Origin of the sequence: Nocardiopsis dassonvillei subsp. dassonvillei DSM 43111, from assembly GCF_000092985.1 — a bacterium.
Classification (GTDB): Bacteria; Actinomycetota; Actinomycetes; order Streptosporangiales; family Streptosporangiaceae; genus Nocardiopsis; species Nocardiopsis dassonvillei.
Window position 1 is genome coordinate 569,306 of record NC_014211.1, and the last position, 19,881, is coordinate 589,186.

General features: G+C 71.1%; 20 protein-coding genes. 9 read left to right on the top strand and 11 right to left on the bottom strand.

What is annotated here, in order from left to right; all coding sequences use genetic code 11:
• Nucleotides 1-352: 352 nt before the first annotated feature.
• From NDAS_RS26685 to trxA, 3 genes are all read right to left on the bottom strand, one after another.
• Nucleotides 353-1,144 (bottom strand): response regulator transcription factor, encoded by a 792-nt coding sequence (locus tag NDAS_RS26685; protein WP_041553451.1) that lies wholly within the window; start codon nucleotides 1,142-1,144, stop codon nucleotides 353-355.
• A gap of 257 nt (nucleotides 1,145-1,401) precedes the next feature.
• A complete protein-coding gene (pstB, locus tag NDAS_RS26690; protein ID WP_013156377.1) occupies nucleotides 1,402-2,274 on the bottom strand; it encodes a phosphate ABC transporter ATP-binding protein PstB in 873 nt (290 codons plus the stop codon).
• A gap of 504 nt (nucleotides 2,275-2,778) precedes the next feature.
• Nucleotides 2,779-3,150 (bottom strand): thioredoxin, encoded by a 372-nt coding sequence (trxA, locus tag NDAS_RS26695; RefSeq protein WP_013156378.1) that lies wholly within the window; start codon nucleotides 3,148-3,150, stop codon nucleotides 2,779-2,781.
• A gap of 282 nt (nucleotides 3,151-3,432) precedes the next feature.
• Between trxA and NDAS_RS26700 the strand changes: the two genes are divergently transcribed.
• Together NDAS_RS26700 and NDAS_RS26705 are read left to right on the top strand one after the other, a co-directional pair.
• Complete coding sequence (locus NDAS_RS26700; RefSeq protein ID WP_041553452.1) at nucleotides 3,433-3,789, top strand: YidH family protein; 357 nt, start codon at nucleotides 3,433-3,435, stop codon at nucleotides 3,787-3,789.
• Nucleotides 3,786-4,157, top strand: coding sequence for a DUF202 domain-containing protein (locus NDAS_RS26705; protein WP_013156380.1), 372 nt, complete (start codon nucleotides 3,786-3,788; stop codon nucleotides 4,155-4,157). The genes NDAS_RS26700 and NDAS_RS26705 overlap by 4 nt, the downstream gene beginning before the upstream one ends.
• 239 nt (nucleotides 4,158-4,396) lie before the next feature.
• Here the strand turns inward: NDAS_RS26705 and NDAS_RS26710 are convergent, their stop codons facing one another.
• From NDAS_RS26710 to NDAS_RS26720, 3 genes are all read right to left on the bottom strand, one after another.
• On the bottom strand, nucleotides 4,397-5,380 hold the full coding sequence (locus NDAS_RS26710; RefSeq protein ID WP_013156381.1) for an NAD-dependent epimerase/dehydratase family protein: 984 nt from the start codon (nucleotides 5,378-5,380) through the stop codon (nucleotides 4,397-4,399).
• A gap of 125 nt (nucleotides 5,381-5,505) precedes the next feature.
• Entirely contained in the window at nucleotides 5,506-6,219 is a 714-nt protein-coding gene (locus NDAS_RS26715; RefSeq protein ID WP_013156382.1) for a PIG-L deacetylase family protein, read from the bottom strand.
• Nucleotides 6,220-6,315: 96 nt separating this feature from the next.
• On the bottom strand, nucleotides 6,316-7,047 hold the full coding sequence (locus NDAS_RS26720; protein ID WP_013156383.1) for a WbqC family protein: 732 nt from the start codon (nucleotides 7,045-7,047) through the stop codon (nucleotides 6,316-6,318).
• A gap of 348 nt (nucleotides 7,048-7,395) precedes the next feature.
• Here NDAS_RS26720 and NDAS_RS26725 point away from each other — a divergent pair, with 348 nt between their 5' ends.
• Nucleotides 7,396-8,919 carry a glycosyltransferase family 2 protein gene (locus NDAS_RS26725; protein ID WP_013156384.1) on the top strand — a complete coding sequence of 508 codons (1,524 nt, stop codon included), beginning with the start codon at nucleotides 7,396-7,398 and terminating at the stop codon, nucleotides 8,917-8,919.
• Nucleotides 8,920-9,060: 141 nt separating this feature from the next.
• A complete protein-coding gene (locus NDAS_RS26730; protein ID WP_013156385.1) occupies nucleotides 9,061-9,468 on the top strand; it encodes a DUF3817 domain-containing protein in 408 nt (135 codons plus the stop codon).
• Here NDAS_RS26730 and NDAS_RS26735 read toward each other — a convergent pair.
• Nucleotides 9,444-10,205 (bottom strand): SURF1 family protein, encoded by a 762-nt coding sequence (locus tag NDAS_RS26735; RefSeq protein ID WP_013156386.1) that lies wholly within the window; start codon nucleotides 10,203-10,205, stop codon nucleotides 9,444-9,446. The two genes, NDAS_RS26730 and NDAS_RS26735, sit on opposite strands and share 25 nt — an antisense overlap.
• A gap of 604 nt (nucleotides 10,206-10,809) precedes the next feature.
• Nucleotides 10,810-11,343 carry a DinB family protein gene (locus tag NDAS_RS26740; protein WP_041553534.1) on the bottom strand — a complete coding sequence of 178 codons (534 nt, stop codon included), beginning with the start codon at nucleotides 11,341-11,343 and terminating at the stop codon, nucleotides 10,810-10,812.
• A gap of 158 nt (nucleotides 11,344-11,501) precedes the next feature.
• Here NDAS_RS26740 and NDAS_RS26745 point away from each other — a divergent pair, with 158 nt between their 5' ends.
• On the top strand, nucleotides 11,502-12,269 hold the full coding sequence (locus NDAS_RS26745; protein WP_013156388.1) for an alpha/beta fold hydrolase: 768 nt from the start codon (nucleotides 11,502-11,504) through the stop codon (nucleotides 12,267-12,269).
• Between the two features lie 25 nt (nucleotides 12,270-12,294).
• Here the strand turns inward: NDAS_RS26745 and NDAS_RS26750 are convergent, their stop codons facing one another.
• Nucleotides 12,295-12,702 carry a VOC family protein gene (locus NDAS_RS26750; protein ID WP_013156389.1) on the bottom strand — a complete coding sequence of 136 codons (408 nt, stop codon included), beginning with the start codon at nucleotides 12,700-12,702 and terminating at the stop codon, nucleotides 12,295-12,297.
• A 280-nt stretch (nucleotides 12,703-12,982) separates the two neighbouring features.
• A complete protein-coding gene (locus tag NDAS_RS26755; protein WP_013156390.1) occupies nucleotides 12,983-13,645 on the bottom strand; it encodes a class II aldolase/adducin family protein in 663 nt (220 codons plus the stop codon).
• Between the two features lie 329 nt (nucleotides 13,646-13,974).
• Between NDAS_RS26755 and NDAS_RS26760 the strand changes: the two genes are divergently transcribed.
• The 4 genes from NDAS_RS26760 to NDAS_RS29630 all read left to right on the top strand — a co-directional run bounded on the left by NDAS_RS26760 (nucleotide 13,975) and on the right by NDAS_RS29630 (nucleotide 19,405).
• Nucleotides 13,975-15,501: an aldehyde dehydrogenase family protein gene (locus tag NDAS_RS26760; protein WP_041553454.1), complete on the top strand. Its 1,527-nt coding sequence runs from the start codon at nucleotides 13,975-13,977 to the stop codon at nucleotides 15,499-15,501.
• A 29-nt stretch (nucleotides 15,502-15,530) separates the two neighbouring features.
• The gene (locus tag NDAS_RS26765) at nucleotides 15,531-17,108 is read left to right on the top strand and encodes a GMC family oxidoreductase (protein WP_013156392.1); all 1,578 of its coding nucleotides are present in this window, start codon (nucleotides 15,531-15,533) and stop codon (nucleotides 17,106-17,108) included.
• 72 nt (nucleotides 17,109-17,180) lie between these two features.
• Nucleotides 17,181-17,354, top strand: a complete 174-nt coding sequence (locus tag NDAS_RS29050; RefSeq protein ID WP_167539521.1) for a hypothetical protein — start codon at nucleotides 17,181-17,183, stop codon at nucleotides 17,352-17,354.
• 146 nt (nucleotides 17,355-17,500) lie between these two features.
• The gene (locus NDAS_RS29630) at nucleotides 17,501-19,405 is read left to right on the top strand and encodes an endonuclease/exonuclease/phosphatase family protein (protein WP_013156394.1); all 1,905 of its coding nucleotides are present in this window, start codon (nucleotides 17,501-17,503) and stop codon (nucleotides 19,403-19,405) included.
• A 3-nt stretch (nucleotides 19,406-19,408) separates the two neighbouring features.
• Here NDAS_RS29630 and NDAS_RS26775 read toward each other — a convergent pair whose 3' ends face one another.
• A complete protein-coding gene (locus tag NDAS_RS26775) occupies nucleotides 19,409-19,648 on the bottom strand; it encodes a membrane protein (protein ID WP_013156395.1) in 240 nt (79 codons plus the stop codon).
• Nucleotides 19,649-19,881: the final 233 nt, after the last annotated feature.

Here is a 19,881-nt window from a genome sequence, read left to right on the forward strand (position 1 = left end):
AAGTGCGCAGGAAGACGCCGTGTCATCGAGATGAAGGCGGGATGGTAGAAGAAGGGTGAATGCGAAGTGAATGGCGGTAACCATCTGATAACGGGTGTGTGTTTTCGGCTCCGCGCGGATCCTGTTATGTTCCGGGGACAGGCGGTGATGACCTGCGGGTATGGTCGTGGGGGCCGGGAGCGGCGCGGTGGTTTCCCGGTGGCGAAGGTGACACGTCGGATTGTTCGATGATTCATCTTCGCGTTCGTCTCGGACCGAGGTGACGTGAAGATGAACAAGGGGTCTCGTCGGCATCACCGAAAGGACCCGGAGGAGGGGAATTCACCGATCCCGTCCCGCGCTTTTCCTCCGCTCAGGAACCGTTCGCCGTGTCCAGTCGGTAGCCGATCCCCCGGACCGTGTGGATGAACCTGGGCTGTGCCTCGGAGTCACCCAGCTTGTGCCGCAGGCGCCGGATGTGCACGGCGATGGTGTTGTTCACCGGAGGCAGCGGCTTGTGCCAGACCTCGGTCCACAGCTCCTCGCGGCTGACCACCCTGCCGCTGTGCCTCAGCAGGAAGTCCATGATCCCGAACTCCCGCAGCGCCAGGTTGACCGGGTTGCCGTCCACGAAGAGCCGGTGCCCCAGCGCGTCCAGCTCCAGGGCGCCCGAACGCAGCGCGGCCGAGGAGGCGGTGCCGTCCGGGCCGCCGCCGTCCGGTCCCGGGAGGGAGCCGCGCAGCAGCGCCGCCAGCTCCGGGATCCGGTAGGGGCGGTTGACGCACGCGGTGGCTCCGGCCGCCAGCGCGCGCATCGCCCGCTGGGAGTCGCCGGGGCCCACCCCGATGAGGATCGGGATGTCCGTCGCCCGCCGGGTCACCCGCACCAGCGTCTCCAGGTCCACCTCGGGCGGAGTGGCGCTGGTCACCAGGGTGTCCGGTCGCATCATCCCCACCCGCAGCAGCGCCTCGGCGCCGTCCACGCACACCGTGATGTCCACGTCGTGCCCGCTCAGCGACAGCACCAGCTGGTGCGACTGCTCCGACTCGGGCTCCACTAGCAGGACCCGGAGCGGTCCCTCCGACCGTTCCGAGCGCTCGACCATTTCGTCCTCGACCGGGGCACCCGGGAACGGGACGGATGCGGACGTTGTGAGCGCGGGCATGGGAGGTCCACTTCGTCGAAGGAACAGTGGGGCGGATCCCCGGGAAGGGTGCTCCGGCCTGACCGAAACGGCCCTCCGGTCGACGGTCGCGACCGGAGGGCCCGCGGCCGTGGGGGAGCCGGAGGTCAGCGGTTTGGCTGGAGCGACCCCACCGATCAGCGGTCCCGGTCTGCGGGAGAGCCGGAGGTCAGCGGTTTGGCTGGAGCGACCCCACCGATCAGCGGTCCCGGTCTGCGGGAGAGCCGGAGGTCAGCGGTTTAGCCGAAGCGACCGCTGATATAGTCCTCGGTCCTCTGGTCGGACGGCTTGCTGAAGATCGTCGCGGTCTCGTCGAACTCCACCAGGCTGCCGTAGCGGTCGCCCGCGTCGTCCACACCGGCGGTGAAGAAGGCCGTGCGGTCGGACACGCGCGCCGCCTGCTGCATGTTGTGCGTGACGATGACGATGGTGTACTCGCTGGCCAGCTCGTACATCAGGTCCTCGATCTTGAGGGTCGCGATGGGGTCGAGCGCCGAGCAGGGCTCGTCCATCAAGATCACCTCGGGGTTGACCGCGATGGTGCGCGCGATGCACAGGCGCTGCTGCTGGCCGCCGGAGAGGGCGAAGGCGCTCTCCTTGAGCTTGTCCTTGACCTCGTCCCACAGGGCGGCCTTGGTCAGCGTCTCCTCGACCAGGTCGTCCATGTTGCCGCGGACGCCGTTGATCTTGGGGCCGTAGGCCACGTTGTCGTAGATCGACTTGGGGAACGGGTTGGGCTTCTGGAAGACCATGCCGATCCGGCGGCGCACCTCGATGGGGTCCACCTCCGAGGCGTACAGGTCCTCGCCGTGGTAGGTGACCTTGCCCTCGATGCGGGCTCCGGGGATGAGGTCGTTCATGCGGTTCAGGGTCCGCAGGACGGTGCTCTTGCCGCAGCCGGACGGCCCGATCATCGCCGTGATCTGACGGGGGCCCACCTTCAGGTCCACGTCGCGCACGGCCTTGTTGGAGCCGTAGTAGATGGAGAGCCCGGAGACGTCGAAGACGGGGTCGCCCAGGTCGGGAACCTCGCGGTTGTACCGGACGGTGTCGGGGGCGACGCCGCGACCGGTCTCGGTGCCGCGAGGGGAGGCGGTGTTGCTGACAGACATGAGGCCACTTCCGGGTCGGACTGTGCGTGCGCGGGAGGTGCGCGGCCGGAGCCGCGGAGCGCGGTCGAACCCATGCAAATATGTCCGTATGAAGCAACGGTGAACGAACCCCGTGGCGAAGGTGAACGTGGGCGGTGAACTCGGAGGCGTGGCGATCGCGAGGCGTTGTCCTCCCGTCACCGAAGGAGGTGCGGACCGCCTCTGGAGTGCGGTTCGTCCCGTCTGGGAGGATCGGGCCCCGGGTGGGCCGAAACTCGCCGGACGGGTGGACAGGTGACCGGCCGCAAACCTCTTGATGACTTTTCGGTCTTCCTGTTTCGCCCTTTTCGGTCCTATCCGCGCGAGGCCCGGTCTCCTGCCGGGGCGGGGCGGCGTCCCGTCCGGAGGCCGTCGCCGCGTCCGCCCGGCCGGGCCCCGTCCGGACGCGCGAACGCCCCGGACGCCGCCCTCCGTGGGAGGGGGCGTCCGGGGCGCGCGGAAACGGTCCGTGCCGCTCCGGGAGTGTTACTCCGGTGAGCCGCCCTGCTCGGCGATCTTCTCCCGCACCTCGTCCATGTCCAGCTCCTTGGCCTGCGTGATGAGGCTCTCCAGAGCCTCGGAGGGCAGGGCCCCGGGCTCGTTGTAGATGACGGTGCGCTCGCGCACGATCATCAGGGTCGGGATGGACTGGATCTTGAACTCGAAGGCGAGTTCGCGCTGCGCCTCGGTGTCCACCTTGGCGTGGACGATGTCGGTGTGCTTCTCCGAGGAGGTCTCGAACACCGGGGCGAACTGCCGGCAGGGACCGCACCAGTCCGCCCAGAAGTCGATGAGGACGAAGTCGTTGTCCTTCAGCGTCTCCGCGAAGTTGTCCTTGGTGAGCTCGACCGTGGGCACGTGGTCTCCTGTATCTGTTCGTTGGTTGGTGTCGACCGTCGGCCAACCGCCATCTCTCAGTGCTACAGCGGTCGTGCCCGTTCGTTTGTTCCGCATGCCTGCCGCGGCCGGTGAACCATCCCGCAGTCTGGTTGTTTTACGCCATAACACGCCTTACATACCTGTTTGGGAGGAAAGAGGCGCGACGGCTAGTGTCGTCTGGAGGGACGCGGGCCCCACGTGGCGGGCCCGGCCCGGTTCGGGGGCGAACCCGGGCCGTCCCTGTCGAAAGGGGGGAGTGGGATGGGTTCCGAAGCCTCTCCGCGGGACGCGGAGGGTCCTTCCGTGGACTACCGGTTCACCCTCGCCAACGAGCGGACCTTCCTCGCCTGGGTGCGCACCGCGCTGGCCCTGCTCGCCGGTGCCGTCGCCGTCCTGCACCTGCTCCCGCTGGGCTGGGCGGAGGGGCCGCGCACCACGGTCGGCCTGCTGCTGGCGGTGCTGGCCGGGGTCATCACCGTCTACGCCCCGCTGCGCTGGTACCGCGTGCAACAGCTCATGAGTCGCGGCGCGGCCCTGAAACTGAGTGCGCTCCCGCTCGTCACCGCCCTGGCGGTGGGGCTGGTGTGCGCTCTGGTTCTGCTGGGCAACCTGCTGTGACCACCCCCGTCGAACGCGATCCCGGCATGCAGCCGGAGCGCACCCTGATGTCCTGGCACCGCACGATCGCCCTGCTGGTCGTGGTGGGGCTGCTGTTCCTGCGCGGCTCCCTGGCCCCCGGCGACGACGCCTTCCCGCAGGCTCCGCCCGAGGTGCGCGTGGCCACCACGGTCGGACTGCTGCTCCTGGCGGGGGTGCTGGCCGCGCACGTGTGGCTGCGGTGGCGGGCCGGCGGGCACGGCGCGCCCGTTCCGGGAACCGGGCGGCCCTCGCCGTCCGTGGCGGGCCCGTGGGCGATGGCGCTCCTGTGCGCGGGCGTGCTCGCCCTGAGCTGCGTCCTGGTGGTGACGGTGCTGCTGCCTCTCTGAGGACCCGGCCCCCTCGTCCGCGCCGCCCGGAGGCGGACGCACCCGTCCATGCCCTCGGCGGGCCCGCGGTCCACCGGCGCCGATCGCCCTCGTGCGGGCATGGGGGAGCGCCGGACCCGTCCGGGACGCGCGACCGTCCCGTCGGAGGGAAGGGCCGGAGCCGTGGTCCTTCGTCTCCTTGTCCCGTGTCGGTCGGCCGAGGCGGAGAGGGCGCCCCGGACCGGACCCTTCAGGTTCGGTTACGCCGGCTGCGGTACGGAGCCGACCGCACGGCGGTGTTCCATGATCGAACGGATGATGTCGTTGAGGTCGCGCTCGGGGCGGTACCCGATCAGCCGCGCGGCCAGCGAGGTGTCCGGGTAGCGGCGCTGCATGTCCTCGTAGCCCTCGCCGTAGGCCTCCTCGTAGTCGACGTAGGTGATCGCGCTCCTCGAACCCGCCAGCTCCACGACCCGGTCGGCCAGGCCCTTGATGGAGACCTCCTCGTGTCCGCCGAGGTTGACGGCCTGGTTGTAGGCCTCGGGGGTGTCCATCAGCCGCAGGAGCGCGGGCACCACGTCGAACACCGAGCCGAAGCAGCGGCGCTGCGTCCCCGTCCCGTACACGGTGATGGGCTCGTCCGCCAACGCCTGGTCCACGAAGCGCGGGACCACCATCCCGTACCGGCCCGTCTGGCGGGGGCCGACCACGTTGAAGAAGCGGGTGATGACGCACGGCACGCCCGACTCGACGCCCTGCACGTAGGCGACGAGCTCGTCCAGCCCCTTCGCCGCGGCGTAGGACCAGCGGCTCTTGGTCGCCGGTCCGTAGACGCGGTCGTCGCCCTCCTTGAGACCGTCGGCGTCGTTCTTGCCGTAGACCTCGCTGGTCGAGGCGACCATGTAGGGCACGCGGTGCGCCACGGCCGCCTCCACCACGTTCTCCGTCCCGTGCAGGTTGATCCGCAGGGAGCGCAGCGGGTTGTCGACGATGTTGTACACGCCCACGGCCGCCGCGAGGTGGAACACGGCGTCCGCCGGGGCGACCAGGGAGTCGACCAGTTCCCGGTCCAGGACGTCCCCCTCCACGAACCGGAACCCGGGCGAGCCCTGCGCCTGGACCAGGTTCGCCAGGGTCCCGGTCGACAGGTCGTCCAGGACGGTGACCTGGTGGCCCCGGGCGATCAGGTGGTCGCACAGGTGTGAGCCGATGAAGCCGGCTCCTCCGGTGACTACAGCCTTCATGGTTTCCCCTCCACTCGGTGTTCTCTCTCGCCGTTCCCCGACTGGGAACGGCGTGTGTGCGCGGTCGTCGCGGCCGCGCACGGTGGGGCGGCGCGCGGCACTGCCGGCCGCGGGTCCGGGAACGCTCAGGCCAGGCAGCGCAGCACGTGGAACCCCTCCCCGAGCGCCACGCCCGCCTGCATGCCCCGCAGGACGGCGAGGCTGCGCAGGGTGGGCTCGGAGCGGGTGTGCGGGTGCTGGTGGGACTGGGATCCGTACAGCTGCATGCCGTGGAGCTTGTCCACCACCTGCACCTCGTCCAGTTCGACGATGAGGTTGGGCGGGCACAGCGGCTCCGAGCGCCAGTGGTCGGCGGCCTCCTCGTAGGCCAGCGCCAGGCTCGGGTGGTGGCGCAGCGCGGTGTTGGACGGGCGCAGGGCGGTGTGCACCGCCTCGGCCACGGCCCGGTGGTCCTGGTTGTAACTGGAGTGGTGCGGTCCGAGCACCACGGTCGGGCGGAGCCGCTCGATGGACAGCGGGCTCTCGCGCTCGATCAGCTGGGCGAGGTCCACCCGGGCGACGGAGTCGAGCCTGAGGTGGTACTGGTCGCCGGGCAGGGCCATGTGCCAGTCGTCCCAGCGGAAGTGGTCGGCGACCTTCTTGATCTCCGCGTAGCGCTCCTCCGCTGTGGAGAAGCCCTTGGGAGACATGTCGGCCGTGTCCCCGACGGTGAGGAACTGGACGAACACCTCGGCGCCGGCCGCCTTGGCCTTGCTCATGAGGCCGCCGCAGCCGAGCGTCTCGTCGTCGGGGTGGGGCGCGAACACCAGGATGCGTTCCTGGGACCAGTCCGTCGTCATACCGTTTTCCGTCCTTTGCCTAGAGAGCGATCGGGTTTTTCCCGGGGAGCGGCGCCGCGCCCGGTGGCGCGGCGCTGTGGTGGACCCGTGTTCGGGTCAGCTCTGGGTTCTCGCCTGCCTGAGCACGTTCAGTGCCTCCGGGCCGGTGTTGAGGAGAAGGTCGATCGCCGACAGACGAGGGACGAAGTCGGCTGGGGCGCGCCCGTGCTGCGGGTACACCGGGTGCCGGAAGTCCTGCCACCGGACGTCGATCCCGTAGCGGTGCAGAGTCTCGGGCTCCAGGTAGTCCCGGGCGCCGTCGCCCGAGAGCATGGTGTGCGCCCCCGTTTTGGCGCAGATCTGGGCGAGGAGCTCGCTCTTGCGGCCGGGGAAGTCCCCGATCTCACTGGCCAGCGTCAGCGGTGTGTCGATCCCGAAGCACCGCATCAGCATGCGCGTGGTCGCCACGCACAGGTCCGCGAGACCGTCCCACTCCTGTTCGTACAGGTGGGCGATTTCGTCGCGGTAATCCTTCCAGTAGGGCGCTTTGCGGTAGCAGTGTTCCGCGAGTGACTTGTAGTGTCTTGACTTCCAATTCTGACTGTTGTCAACAACTTTGTCCCGTATGCGGTCGTCCCGGCTGCCCTGGACGACCGGAACGGTCAGCAGGACGGGTTTTCCGCTGCCGCCGACGTAGTTTCGGTTCTGCCATCCGCGACGTTCGAACTGGACGTTGTCGAGGATGATGAAACGGTCGGAACGGTCAATTTTATCCAAAAGCCCCAGCCACGGAAGGTAGTGCGGCTGGTGCAGTGCCACGGTGCGTGACGCACCGTCCTGGCTGCTCATGGCGGAGCGACCCCCCGGGCTGGTGACCTGTGGGATTCGAGTGGAACCGGATGAGGATGAGGACGGAACGCCGATCACTCCGAGCATTCTCCTTCTCTCCGCTGGTCACTTTCCGCAGAATTTTCCAGAACCTGGACAATGATGGACAAACCACAGACGAGCCGTAGCTACAGCTCACAAATATCCTCTTATGGTTACCATCTTCCGCAAGCCCGTGTATACGATTTGTGTGGCCTACATAGGACGCGAACCCGGGTGAACCTCTCGGTGTCGTAGGGCGTCAAGCTAACACCGACTTTGCGGGTTGATGTCGGTCCGAAACCGAGAACTTCGGAGGGTCCTAGCGCTGTGCGTACCGCACGTTTCATAGGCGGCCTGCTGATCGGGCTCATCGCCCTCGCCCTGGCCGCGGCACTCTTTGTCTACTGGTTCGGCTACGCGACGGACGTGGCCGAGGCCTCCGGCCTCGGCGCCCTGGGTTACGTGTTCCTGTGGTTGGCCTTCGGCGCCAACCTGCTGCTGTGGACCACCGTCGGACTCGTGCGCCTGGGCGAGGACTCGGTGCGCGCCGTGCTCCGGTCACCGCGCGCCGGACACCGCGGCGCCGTCGGGGGCGGGGCCCGCGAACGCGTCCTGGTGGGCGCGGGCGGTTCCGGCGGCGCCGCACTCGCCGAGAGGGGCGGCGACGCCTCCGAGGGGGGCGCCTCGGCGGCCGTGGCGGCCCGGGCGGAGGGTTCCGGGCGGGAGGTGTCCCTGGCCGTCATCATCCCGGCGCACAACGAGGAACCCGTCATCGGCGGCGCCATCGCCTCCGCCATGGGGCTGTTCGAACGCTGGGACATCTACGTGGTCTCGGACTCGTCGAGGGACTCCACCGCCCAGATCGCGGCCAAGACCGGCGTGAACGTCCTCGAACTCCTCGCCAACCGCGGCAAGGCCGGGGCCATCGAGGCGGTCATCGAGGAGTTCTCGCTGACCGACAACTACGACGGCGTCCTCATCCTGGACGCCGACACCGAGCTCGACCCCGGGTACGTGGAGGGCGCCCGGAGGCAGCTGGCCGACCCGTCGGTGGCGGCGGTCGCGGGCTTCGTCGTCTCGGAGTGGAAGCCCGGGGAGCGCGGTTTCGTCGGCCGGATGATCTCGGCCTACCGGGACCGCCTGTACTTCATGCTCCAGTACCTCATGCGCTTCGGGCAGACCTGGCGGCACGCCAACACGGCCTTCATCGTGCCCGGCTTCGCCAGCGTCTACCGCAGCGAGGCGCTCAGGGAGATCGACGTCAACCCCAAGGGGCTGGTGATCGAGGACTTCAACATGACCTTCGAGGTGCACCACAAGCGCCTCGGCAGGGTCTCGATGAACCCCGACACCAAGGCCTACAGCCAGGACCCGTTCACCTTCCGGGACTACTACAAGCAGGTCACCAGGTGGACGCTGGGCTTCTGGCAGACCATCCGGCGCCACCGGGTGTGGCCGAGCCTGTTCTGGGCCTGCCTGGCGCTGTACATCCTGGAGGTGGTCCTGGTCTCCGCCGTGCTGCTGGTCACCACCGTGGTCGGCCTGTTCGTCCTGGCGGGGACGCTGGGCGGCGAGTTCTTCCTGAGCCTGCCGTTCGTCGGGGAGGCCTTCACCGCGGTGACGGCCTTCCTGCCGCTGCTGGCGATCGCCATCGGCCTGTTCATCCCGGACTACATGCTCACCTGCCTGATGGCGGCGATCCGGCGGCGGCCGTCCTACCTGGTCTACGGCCTGCTCTTCTTCCCGATCCGGCTCGTGGACGCCTACCTCGCGCTGCGGATGATCCCCAAGGCGTGGACCACCGAGTCCGACGGCCGGTGGAGCAGCCCGGACCGCGTCTCGGGCAGGTGACCCGACCTGCGGTGACGTGAGATCGTCCGGCCCCGGGTACCCCGGGCGCCCGGGGTACCGGACAGCGTTTAGGCTGATTTTCGCCCGCCCGCGGACCTGTCTCGCCGGAGCGGGGACGCAGTCGTCTGAGGGGGATCAGCCGTGGACAAGAGGCGCGTGTCGTTCGCGTTGTACCGGGTGCTCGCGTACGTGACCGGAGTCTTCCTGCTGGGCCTGACCTTCGTGGCCATGCCCGCCAAGTACCTGGTCGGGGAGACCGCCCGCTTCTCCCTGGTGGGCGCGCCGCAGGGCCTGGAGCACTGGTTCGGCCCCGAGTCGCCGCTCATGCTCTACATCGCGATGCCGCACGGCTACATCTACATGGCCTACGTCTTCGTGGTCCTGTGGGTCGCCCTGGACCGCCGCTGGAGCGCCTCCCGCACGCTGGGCGTGGCGCTCGCGGGCACCATCCCCGTGCTCGGCTTCGTGGTCGAGCACCGGATCGTGCGCTCGGAGCAGGCCAAGGACCGCGAGGCCGGACGGGCTCAGGAGCCCGCGACCGCGGGCTGATCCTCCCGGGAGCCGCCCTCGCGCAGCTCCCGGCGCATCAGCAGGATCCAGAAGACCACGGCGGAGACGCCGAACATCGCCCACTGCACGGTGTAGCTGAGGCTGCGCCAGTTGACGGTGAACCCCGTGGGCGGCTCGGGCGGCGGCGCGGGGACGAGCGAGGCGGTGGCAGGGTCCGTCTCGGGCAGGGTGACGTATCCCTCGTAGAGCGGGTGGTCCCACTCGTTGACGAGCACGGACGTGGCGATGCGCTCGACCTGGCCCTCGGAGACGTCCACCGGCACGACCCCCTCCGAGCCCGCCGGAGGCAGCAGCCAGCCGGTGACCGTGACCTCGCCCCCCGGCACGGGCGGGATGTCCTGGCCCTCCTCGGCCCAGCCCCGGTTGACGGTGACGGCGGCGCCGCCGTCGTCGGTGACCAGGGGGACGATGACGTCGTAGCCGCGCACGCCGTCCACGACGCGCGGCACCAGCAGCTGGGCGTCGGCGTCGTAGCTGCCGCTGGCCTCCACCGCGCTGTTGGCGAAGGAGTCCGGGCGCATGTACTGGCCCGGTTCGAGCAGGTCCGAGACGGGCACGGCGCCGGCCAGGTCCGCGACCGGGTTGGTGATGACCTCGCGGTCGGGTTCGAAGGCGCGGACGAACTGCCAGGCGGTACCGGCGACGCAGACGACGCCGACCAGCAGGGCGAGCAGGTGGATGCCGAGCCACCGTGGGCTGAGGAGCGGTGATCTCACCAGACCAGGCTAAGCGTGGTCCCCGAGCGCCCCGTCATGACCCCGGTTTGACGCTACGCACACGGGCTTGGCCCGCCGCCTGCCGAGGAATGACGATCACTTTAAGTAGTTCATCGTGACTCAGGGTTGTTCTTCGAGGTTGTGGTGGGTAGTGTCTCCATCAACGCGGGACGACCGGGTCGTTTCCGCGGCAGGCCTTCAAGGCCGCGACTCCAGGGGGGAGGAGTCGCCGGCCGCTTCCCAGCGCGAGGGTCGCTTCCGTACTTTGAGGGGGGATGCGGAAGCGACCCTCGCCACCTCGTAGGCGGGGGCGTTCCCACAGGTCAGTGGGGGCGCCCCCGTCGTTTCCGTTTTCCGTGTGGTTTTTCGGAACGCGGATCTCAGCGGGGGCGTGCACGGAAGTCGCTCCAGAGGTCACCGCCCGGGGATGCCCGGCTTCCGGCTCCTCCTCCGGGAGGAGGACCTTCTTCAGGACCTCGGGCGCTGCGTCCGGACCGAGTCGCCGCAGATCGTCGATGGTGGCGGCGGGGAACCGGACTCTGTGCTCCGTGCGTGTTCCCCGCCGCCGGTACCGCCCGGCAACCGGTTCGGGTGGGCGTGCGTGTCAGCCCATGCTCTTCTGGCCGTCCAGGGCCTCGCGCAGGATGTCGGCGTGCCCGCAGTGCTGCGCTGTCTCGCGGATGACGTGCAGCAGCACGTCGCGGGCGGACCAGGACGCGCCCTCGGGGAACCACGGCGCGTCCGGGAGCCGGTGGCTGACCTCCAGGTCCGGCAGGCCGTTGACGAGCTCCTCGGTCTCCCGCGCGGCCAGTGCGTAGTCCGCCAGGACGCCGTCGAGGGTCTCGCCCTCCAGCAACCGGAAGCTGTCGGCCTGCTCCTCCCAGGTGGCCGGGTCCTCGTAGTCCACCTTCGGGTGGACCGCTCCCTCACGGACGAACCGGATCCAGTTGCGCTCGGCCCGGGTCACGTGCTTGACCAGCCCGCCGAGGGTCAGTTCGCTCACCGTGGTGCGCCGCGCGGCCTGTTCGTCGTCCAGGCCCCGGACCGTGAGGCGCAGGAAGTCGCGCTGGTCCTCCAGGAACCGCAGGAGGCTCGCGCGCTCCACGTCCACCGTGCTCGTCGCCGTCGTGACCACCATGACCACCGCTTTCTCGCCCTGCCCGACTCGGTACACGAGGACTCTAGGGAGAGTGGAGGTCAGTTACGGTCCTCCACCGGACGGAAAACGGGAGGAAAGGGTGCGGCCCCGAACGGGGCTCTGCCGATAGCCTGGCGTTCTGGCGACTCGGAGGTTCCATGACCTTGATTCCGCTCCAGTACCGGCTCGACGGACCCCGGCACGCGCCCGTCGTACTGCTCGTGCCGCCCTTCGGCACCACGATGTCGGTCTGGGAACCGCAGCTGCCCGAACTCACCCGCGACCACAGGGTCCTGCGGGTCAACCACCGGGGGCACGGCTCCTCTCCGGCCCCGGAGGGCCCCTACACCGTCGAGGAACTCGCCCTGGACCTGCTCGGAGTCCTGGAGGCCCAGGGCCTGACCCGGGTCCACGCGGTGGGCGCCGGGCTCGGCGGGGCGCTGCTGGTGTGGATCGCGGCCAACTCGCCGCGCACCCTGGAACGCCTCGTGCTGCTGGCCGCGGCGCCCCGCACCCCGCGGACGCACCGGTGGGACCTCCTCGCCTCCCGGGTGCGCTCGTCGGGCCTGGACTCGGTGACCGCGGACGTGGTGCGGCCCTGGTTCACCCCGGACATGGGCGAGGAGCGGCCGCGGGTCGTGGCCCGGCTGACCGAGGAGTTCGGCGGGCTCGACCCGGAGGGCTTCGCCGCGGTCTGCGACGCCGTGGCCGGGATGGACCAGCGCCACCTGGTGGCCTCCGTGCGGGTGCCGACCCTGGTGGTGTCGGCCGCCCACGACCCGATGCTGCCGCCCGGCCACGGCCGGAGGCTGGCGGACGGGATCCCCGAAGCCCGGTTCGAGGTGGTCTCCGGCGCCGCGCACCTGCTCGGGGTCGAGCGCGCGGACCGGGTGAACGAGCTGCTGTTGGAGCACCTGTCCGGCTGAGGGGAGCCCGTCCGGGGAGGCGGGATCAGACCTGCGCCAGGGGGATCAGCGGGCTGTTGATCTCCAGCAGGTAGCCGTCGGGGTCGCGGAAGTGCGCCGCGCGGATACCCCATGCGGTCCAGTCGCGCGGCTCCATCACCTGCCGGGCGCCGTCCGAGACCAGTCTGGCGGCCGTGGCGTCGACGTCGTCCACCTCGAAGATCACCGCGAACCGGTCCTGGTTGGGCAGCGCCGGGTCGGCGGTGTCGGTCTCCAGGGCCTCCGCCATCACCTCGCGCTGGTTGATCGCCAGCCGGGTCCCCGACTCGACGTCGAACTCCGCGTAGCGGCTACCCTCGTCCCCGCGCAGCACGGGGAGCTTGAGCACCTCGGAGTAGAAGCGGAAGCAGGCCTCGTAGTCGTTGACGAGGAGCCGGATGTAGCTGCAGCGCATGGGGTCTCCTGCCGTTCGGCATCGGTCTTGGCACCATTGTCCCGTTCCGGGCGTCGCGTGGGGGGTTGTCCACATCCGTTTTTCCTCTTCCCCGGCACCGGGTTCGAAACGCGTTCTCCGCGTCGCCGTCCGGGCTCCCCGACCTGGGGCCTGGGGTAGAGGTGCGCGCTCGACCACGTCACCGCCGCCCACGCGGCGCGGACGGGGAGAACCGGCCGGGACGCCAAGGCGCGTTCCGACGGCCTTCCGAGGGCCCGGCCGCAGAGGCTCGGCCGGGGCCTCAGAGGATGTCCGGGCCCGCCCAGCCGTAGGTGTCGCGCTCGCGGACCCGGGCCAGCTCGTCCTCGGACAGCACGCGGGGCTCGCCGAGCTGGCGGGCCCTCAGGTACGCGCCGCTGAGCCAGTCGAGCAGCCGCAGGTTCTCCAGCGCGTGCCCCAGGTCGCGGCCCAGGGCGAGGCCGCCGTGGTCGGCGAGCAGCGCGGCGTCGCGGCCCTTGAGCGCCTTGACGGCGTGGTCGGCGATCTCGCCGGTGCCGTAGGTGGTGTACGGGGTGACGGCGATCGCCCCGCCCAGACCGGCGGCGCGGTGGTGGATGGCGGGCAGCTCGGCCAGGACCGAGGACACGGCGACGGTGTCGGTCGTGAACGCGTTCACCACCGCGGTGACGTCGCGGTCGTGCTCGGCGGCCAGGCGGTGCACGGCCATGTGCAGCGTGGCCTCGGCGGCGGGGTCGCGCCTTCCCTCCAGCACGCGGTCGTCGAGCGACATCACCGGGCAGTCGGCGGGCTGGATCTGGTCGAGGCGGACACCGTGGGGCGTGACGACCACCAGGTCGCCGCTGCGGACGCTGACGGTCCCCGACTCGCCGGGCGCGGTGCCCGGGTCCGCGGCCAGGGCGCGGGCGGTCAGACACACGTCACGGCGTTCCTGTTCGAGCAGCATGCCTTCCTCAAGGGGTGCGCGGTGGGCGCGGTCCGTGCCGCGGGGGCTCGGGAGTCCGGACGAACCCGCTTAGGTATGCCTCAACTAAGGGCACACCTCAATGTACGTCAAACTCTCGTCCCCGTCTTCCCCAGGCGCGGGTGTTCCGTCGCTCCCCCGATCGTGACTCCGAGTAGTTGTTGGCCCGGATGTGACGCGGGCCGGACCACGGGCGATTCCACTGGGTCGGGTTGTTCGCGCAGACCAGGCCGGTCAACAGGGCGTACATGGCGGAAGAGTCTGATGAGACGAGGCTGTTTGTGACTAACGATCCGGGGCAAACCGGACCCGTGAACGAACTCTACGTAACCCTTCCGTCCGTGCCGTACCTGGCGGAACCGGGGTCGGCGACGGCCACCAGCCTCTACATCGACGGTCGGTGGCGGGCGGCCGGCAACGGCCGGGTGCGGGAGATCCTGAACCCCGCCGACGCCTCCGTCCTGACCATCGTCAGCGAGGGCGGAAGGGCCGACTCCGAGGAGGCCATCGCCGCGGCCCGCCGCGCCTTCGACGGCGGCGAGTGGCCCCGCACCCCCGCCGGGGAGCGCGGACGCGTCCTCGACCGCATCGCCGACCTGCTCCAGCGCGACCGCGAGGAGATCGCGGTCATGGAGTCCCTCGACACCGGCAAGACCATCGAGGAGGGCGGGATCGACGTCGACGACGTCACCGGCGTCTTCCGCTACTACGCCGGTCTCGCCGACAAGGACACGGGCCGCCTGGTCTCCGCGCCCGAGGGCGTGCACAGCAAGGTGGTCTACGAGCCCGTCGGCGTCTGCGGCATGATCACGCCCTGGAACTACCCTCTGCTCCAGCTCGCCTGGAAGATGGCCCCGGCCCTGGCCGCGGGCAACACCATGGTGGTCAAGCCCAGTGAGATCACACCGGTCACCACCGCCAAGCTGGTCGAGCTCACTACCGAGGCGGGCGTCCCGGCGGGCGTGGTCAACCTGGTCACGGGCAGCGGCCCCGACGCGGGCGCCCCGCTGTCCGAGCACCCCGACGTGGACCTGATCTCCTTCACCGGCGGTCTGGCCACCGGCAGGCGGATCATGGCGGCGGCCTCCGAGACGGTCAAGAAGATCGCCCTGGAACTCGGCGGCAAGAACCCCAACATCATCTTCCCGGACGTGGACCTGGACACCGCCGTGGACTACGCGCTCAGCGCCGCGTTCTTCCACTCCGGGCAGGTCTGCTCGGCCGGGGCGCGCCTCATCGTGCACAACGACGTCCACGACGCCTTCACCACCGAACTCGCCCGCCGCGCCGAGGCCATCCGCATCGGCCGAGGCCAGGACGAGGGCGTGCGCTGCGGCCCGCTGGTGTCGGCCGAGCACCGCGCCAAGGTGGAGGCCGCGGTCGCTCGCGGCGTCGAGGAGGGCGCCCGGATCATCGCCGGGGGCAGGCGGCCCGACGACCCGGACCTCGCGCAGGGCTACTTCTACCGGCCCACCGTGTTCGTGGACTGCGACCGGGCCATGGACATCGTCCAGACCGAGGTGTTCGGCCCGGTCGTGACCGTGGAGCGGTTCGAGACCGAGCAGCAGGCCGTCGAGCTGGGCAACGACACCGACTACGGCCTCTCCGGCGGAGTGTGGACCGACGACACCGCCCGCGGGGAGCGCGTCGCGGCGGCCCTGCGCCACGGCACCGTCTGGATCAACGACTACGGCCCCTACTTCCCCGGCGCCGAGTGGGGCGGCTACGGCCGCAGCGGGATCGGCCGCGAACTCGGACTCGCGGGCCTGGACGAGTACCGCGAGGCCAAGCACGTCTACCGCAACCTGTCCCCCGAACCGCAGCGCTGGTTCGGCTGACGGGGCCGAGCGACGAGAGGACCCGGACCGTGGACCCGACCGAGAGCACCTATGACTACGTGATCGTGGGAGGCGGCACCGCGGGATCGGTGATCGCCAACCGGCTCACCGAGGACCCCGGCACCACCGTGTGCCTCATCGAGGGCGGCCCCGACGACCGGAACCTGGAGCACGTCCTGCGCCTGCGCGACTGGCTGAGCGTCCTGGACGGGGAACTCGACTACGGCTACACCACCGTCGAGCAGCCGCGCGGCAACTCCCACATCCTGCACTCCCGGGCCCGCGTGCTCGGCGGGTGCTCCTCGCACAACACGCTCATCAGCTTCCGGCCGTTCGCCGAGGACCTGGACGACTGGGTCGCGGCGGGCGCCGAGGGCTGGGACAACGCCACCGTGCAGTCCTACGCGGACCGGATCAGGTGCAACATCGTCCCGGTCGCCGAGAAGGACCGCAACGCCATGGTCAGGGACTGGGTGGCCTCGGCGGCCGAGGCGGCCGGTGTCCCGGTGGTGGAGGACTTCAACGCCCTGACCTCGCACGGAGGCGGCTTCGCGTGCGGGGCGGGCTTCCTGTCCATCGCCTACGACCCCTACACCGGCCACCGCTCCTCGGCCTCGGTGGCCTACCTCCACCCCATCATGGACGTGCGCGACAACCTCACCGTCATGCTGGAGACCTGGGCCGACCGGCTGCTGTTCGACGGCGACCGCGCCACGGGGGTCAGCGCCACGGCGAAGGACGGCACGCGCACCACCGTCAGCGCCCGCCGGGAGGTGATCCTGTGCGCGGGAGCGGTCGACTCGCCCCGGCTGCTCATGCTCTCGGGGGTCGGCAACGCCGGGGAACTGCGCGAGGCGGGCATCGAACCCCGCCACGACCTGCCCGGCGTCGGCGAGAACCTGCTCGACCACCCCGAGTCGATCATCATGTGGGAGACCAGCAGGCCGGTCCCGACGAACACGGTGATGCACTCCGACGCGGGCCTGTTCGTGCGGCGCGACGACTCCGACCCGCGCCCGGACCTGATGTTCCACATCTACCAGGTCCCCTTCGACGACAACACGAGGCGGCTGGGCTACGAGTCCCCGCCCGACGGATACGCGGTCTGCATGACGCCGAACATCCCCCGCGCGCGCTCGCGCGGCAAGCTCCGCCTCGCCAGTGGCGACCCCCGCGAGAAGCCCGAACTGGACTTCCGGTACTTCACCGACCCCGAGGGCTACGACGAGAGGACGATCGTGGACGGCCTCAGGATCGCCCGCGAGGTCGCCGCCACCGAGCCGTTCCGGTCCTGGATCACCAGGGAGGTCGCCCCCGGCCCCGGCGTCCAGAGCGACGAGGAGCTGTCCGAGTACGGCCGCCGAGCCGCCCACACCGTCTACCACCCGGCGGGCACCTGCCGGATGGGCGCCGCCGACGACGACGGCGCCGTGGTCGACCCGCGCCTGCGCGTGCGCGGGCTGCGCGGCCTGCGGGTGGCCGACGCGTCGGTGTTCCCCACGCTGCCGACGCCCAACCCCATGGTCATGGTCCTGGCCCTGGGCGAGCGCGCCGCCGACCTCATCCGCCAGGACGCGCTGGCCGGGGAGGGCACCGCGGACCGCTGAGCAGGCCGAGTGGAGCGGCCGGGTAGGGGGAGGACCCCTGCCCCGGCCGCTCCGCCGTGGTTCCACGATCCGATGGCCCGCGGGATCGGCAAGCTCCCGGGCATCTCCGGCACGAGCGACATCGTGGTCGCCATGGTGGTCCGGGTCGCCGTGGAGACGGGGGCGACGGTCCTCACCTCCGACCCGGTGGACGTCGGCATGATCGCCGAGGCCGTGAAGGCACGGATCCCCCTGGCCACCGTCTGACCGGTCGGCGAGCCGGTGCGCGCCGGGGGGAGGGGCCGTGCCCCAGCCCCCGGCGGCGCTTCCGGGAACCGGTACCGCTTGACCCCCTTGCCACGGCGGGCGCGGAACATGAGAATTCCTCGTGTCCACCGAGGAAGCGGAGGGCCATGCGCCGGGACCTGCTCGCCGCCGCCGTCGGCACCGTGCTGCTCCTGGACGCCCTCCGGGTGTTCCTGCCGTCCCTGATCACCGTGTTCGGCCAGGCCGGGACGACCGATCCCGCGCTGATGGGCGCGTTCGCGCTCGCCTGGTTCCTGGCCCCGTTCCCCTTCGTCCCCCTCGCCCGCCGGATCCCGCCCACGGCCATGGCGGGCGCCGCCGTCGTGGTGATGGCGGCGGGGCGCCTGGCGCTCCAGGCCACCGAGGGCGGCGACCCGCAGCTGTACGTCTCCGCGGCCACGGTGGGCGCGGGGACCGTGTGGCTGGTGTGCACCGCGATGGCGTCCGCCGTCGACGGACGCCTGTGCGGACGCGAGGTGGTGACCGGGGTCGTCGCCGCGATCGCGGCCACCGCGGTCGTACGCTCCCTCTTCGGCGTGATCGACCTCGTGTGGTGGCCGACGCCCCTGGCGTGGGCGCCGGTCATCGCGGAGGTCGGGCTCCTCCTGCTCCTGCTGCTCAACGTCCGGGACACCGCCCCGGGGCCCGCCCGCCCCGTGCCGCCCCGGGCCTGGCTGGTCCTGGGCCCCCTGTTCTTCCTCAGCGGCCTGTACACCGCCAATCCGGCGGTGGGGCAGACCCTCGCGGGGTCACCTCTGGGCGCGGCGGCCGTCGCCACGGGCGCCGTGCTGTCGGTGGGCCTCGTCCGGCGTCCGCTCCTTCCGGGCCGGAGCCGGTGGGCGGCCCCCGTCGTGCTCCTGGCCGCGCTGGCGTGGCTGGCCTGGGCGTCCTCCGACGGCGTGACCCCGGAGGCGGCGGCCCTGCCGTCCGCGGCGGCGCTGGTCGCCGGTCAGCTCGCCCTGGCCGCCTGCGCGGGCCGGGCCGTGTTCGCCCGGCCCGGGCGGGCGTCGGCGGCGCGCAGCGGGCTGGCCGCCGCGTCGGGCCTGCTGGTGTTCGTGGTGCTGGTATTCGCGTTCTACTCCGCCTACGACCTGTACGTGCCCAACGCGTACGTGCCCTTCCTCGCCGCGGCCCTGCTGCTGCCCGCCGTGTCCTCCCCGGTTCTGGAGACCGGTGGGCCTCCGCGCCCTCGCGCACTCGCGCTGACCGCGGGGACGGCCGCGCTCACCCTGGCGGCCACCGCCCTCTGGCCCGTGTTCGCGGCCCGCACGTTCGCACCCGCACCCGCGAGCGGGACCGAGGGGCTGCGCGTGGCCGCCTACAACGTGCGGATGGGCTTCGGCATGGACGGCCGGTTCTCCGTCACCGAGCAGGCCGGGGCGCTGCGCCGCCTGGACGCCGACGTCGTCGTCCTCAGCGAGGTGGACCGGGGCTGGCTGCTCAACGGAGGCAACGACGTGCTGTCCCGGCTCGCGCTCGAACTCGGCATGGCCGCGCACTGGGGACCGGCCGACGGGCCGCTGTGGGGCGACGCCGTGCTCACCTCCCTGCCGGTCACCCGTGAGCGGCGGCACCCGCTCACGCCGAGCGGTCCCACCGGGGCCCAGGCGCTGGAGGTGACCGTGGACCACGGCGGTACCGGGGTCACGGTGGTCTCCACCCACGTGCAGCCCGCCGACCGCGGCTTCCGCGCGGAGTCCTCCCGGCGCCAGCTGCGCGAGATCGCGGAGATCGCCCGCCGGGCGCGGGAGCGCGGAACGCCCGTCGTGGTGGCGGGGGACCTCAACATCGAACCGGACGACCCCGCGTGGGGCCTGCTCACCGAGCACGGACTGCTCGACGCGTTCCGGAACACGCGTCCCTTCCCCACTCTGCCGGGGGAGACCGGCTCCGACCAGCAGATCGACCACGTCCTGCACACCGGGGACCTGGCGCCGAGCGATCCGGCCAACCCGGACGTGCCGCACTCCGACCACCGGCCGGTGGCCGTCACGCTGACCCCGGTCGCCTGACCGTCAGGGGGAGGGGTGTTCGTACCTGCGGCGCCTGGACACCCAGTACACGTTCACGCACGCGGCGACGAAGCCCGCGCCGAGCAGGACGACCAGCCAGAGCTGGTCGGTCCACACGTACGCGGCGATCGCGCCGAGCAGTAGTACCAGGGCGCCGAACACGGCCAGCACCGCGCGGAAACCCAGGGCGCTCGCCGGACGCTCGTGGCTGCCCAGGGGGCCCTTCAACCTGCCGCGTCGCATGACGTCCGCTCCCTTCCGTCGCCGTACGCTCCCGGTTCCCGCGTGGGACCCGGTCCACCGATTCTCCCCGGTCCCCTACCCAGCCAGCGGCAACCACGCGGAAAACCTCCTCCGGGCGCCGCACGCGAAGGCGCGGGAGCGGCCACCGGGTCCGGGAGGGGCGTCCCGGACCGCTGCGTCCGCGCGGCTGAGCGCGTCCCGGGTGACCGTCGCCGACTCGGGCGGCGATCACC

What these genes read in the sequence shown, in the direction of transcription:
- NDAS_RS26685 (WP_041553451.1), bottom strand. Translation starts at nt 1,144, where the DNA reads ATGCCCGCGCTCACAACGTCCGCATCCGTCCCGTTCCCGGGTGCCCCG.
- pstB (WP_013156377.1), bottom strand. Translation starts at nt 2,274, where the DNA reads ATGTCTGTCAGCAACACCGCCTCCCCTCGCGGCACCGAGACCGGTCGC.
- NDAS_RS26700 (WP_041553452.1), top strand. Translation starts at nt 3,433, where the DNA reads ATGGGTTCCGAAGCCTCTCCGCGGGACGCGGAGGGTCCTTCCGTGGAC.
- NDAS_RS26710 (WP_013156381.1), bottom strand. Translation starts at nt 5,380, where the DNA reads ATGAAGGCTGTAGTCACCGGAGGAGCCGGCTTCATCGGCTCACACCTG.
- NDAS_RS26715 (WP_013156382.1), bottom strand. Translation starts at nt 6,219, where the DNA reads ATGACGACGGACTGGTCCCAGGAACGCATCCTGGTGTTCGCGCCCCAC.
- NDAS_RS26720 (WP_013156383.1), bottom strand. Translation starts at nt 7,047, where the DNA reads ATGAGCAGCCAGGACGGTGCGTCACGCACCGTGGCACTGCACCAGCCG.
- NDAS_RS26740 (WP_041553534.1), bottom strand. Translation starts at nt 11,343, where the DNA reads ATGGTGGTCACGACGGCGACGAGCACGGTGGACGTGGAGCGCGCGAGC.
- NDAS_RS26745 (WP_013156388.1), top strand. Translation starts at nt 11,502, where the DNA reads ATGACCTTGATTCCGCTCCAGTACCGGCTCGACGGACCCCGGCACGCG.
- NDAS_RS26750 (WP_013156389.1), bottom strand. Translation starts at nt 12,702, where the DNA reads ATGCGCTGCAGCTACATCCGGCTCCTCGTCAACGACTACGAGGCCTGC.
- NDAS_RS26755 (WP_013156390.1), bottom strand. Translation starts at nt 13,645, where the DNA reads ATGCTGCTCGAACAGGAACGCCGTGACGTGTGTCTGACCGCCCGCGCC.
- NDAS_RS29050 (WP_167539521.1), top strand. Translation starts at nt 17,181, where the DNA reads ATGGCCCGCGGGATCGGCAAGCTCCCGGGCATCTCCGGCACGAGCGAC.
- NDAS_RS29630 (WP_013156394.1), top strand. Translation starts at nt 17,501, where the DNA reads ATGCGCCGGGACCTGCTCGCCGCCGCCGTCGGCACCGTGCTGCTCCTG.
- NDAS_RS26775 (WP_013156395.1), bottom strand. Translation starts at nt 19,648, where the DNA reads ATGCGACGCGGCAGGTTGAAGGGCCCCCTGGGCAGCCACGAGCGTCCG.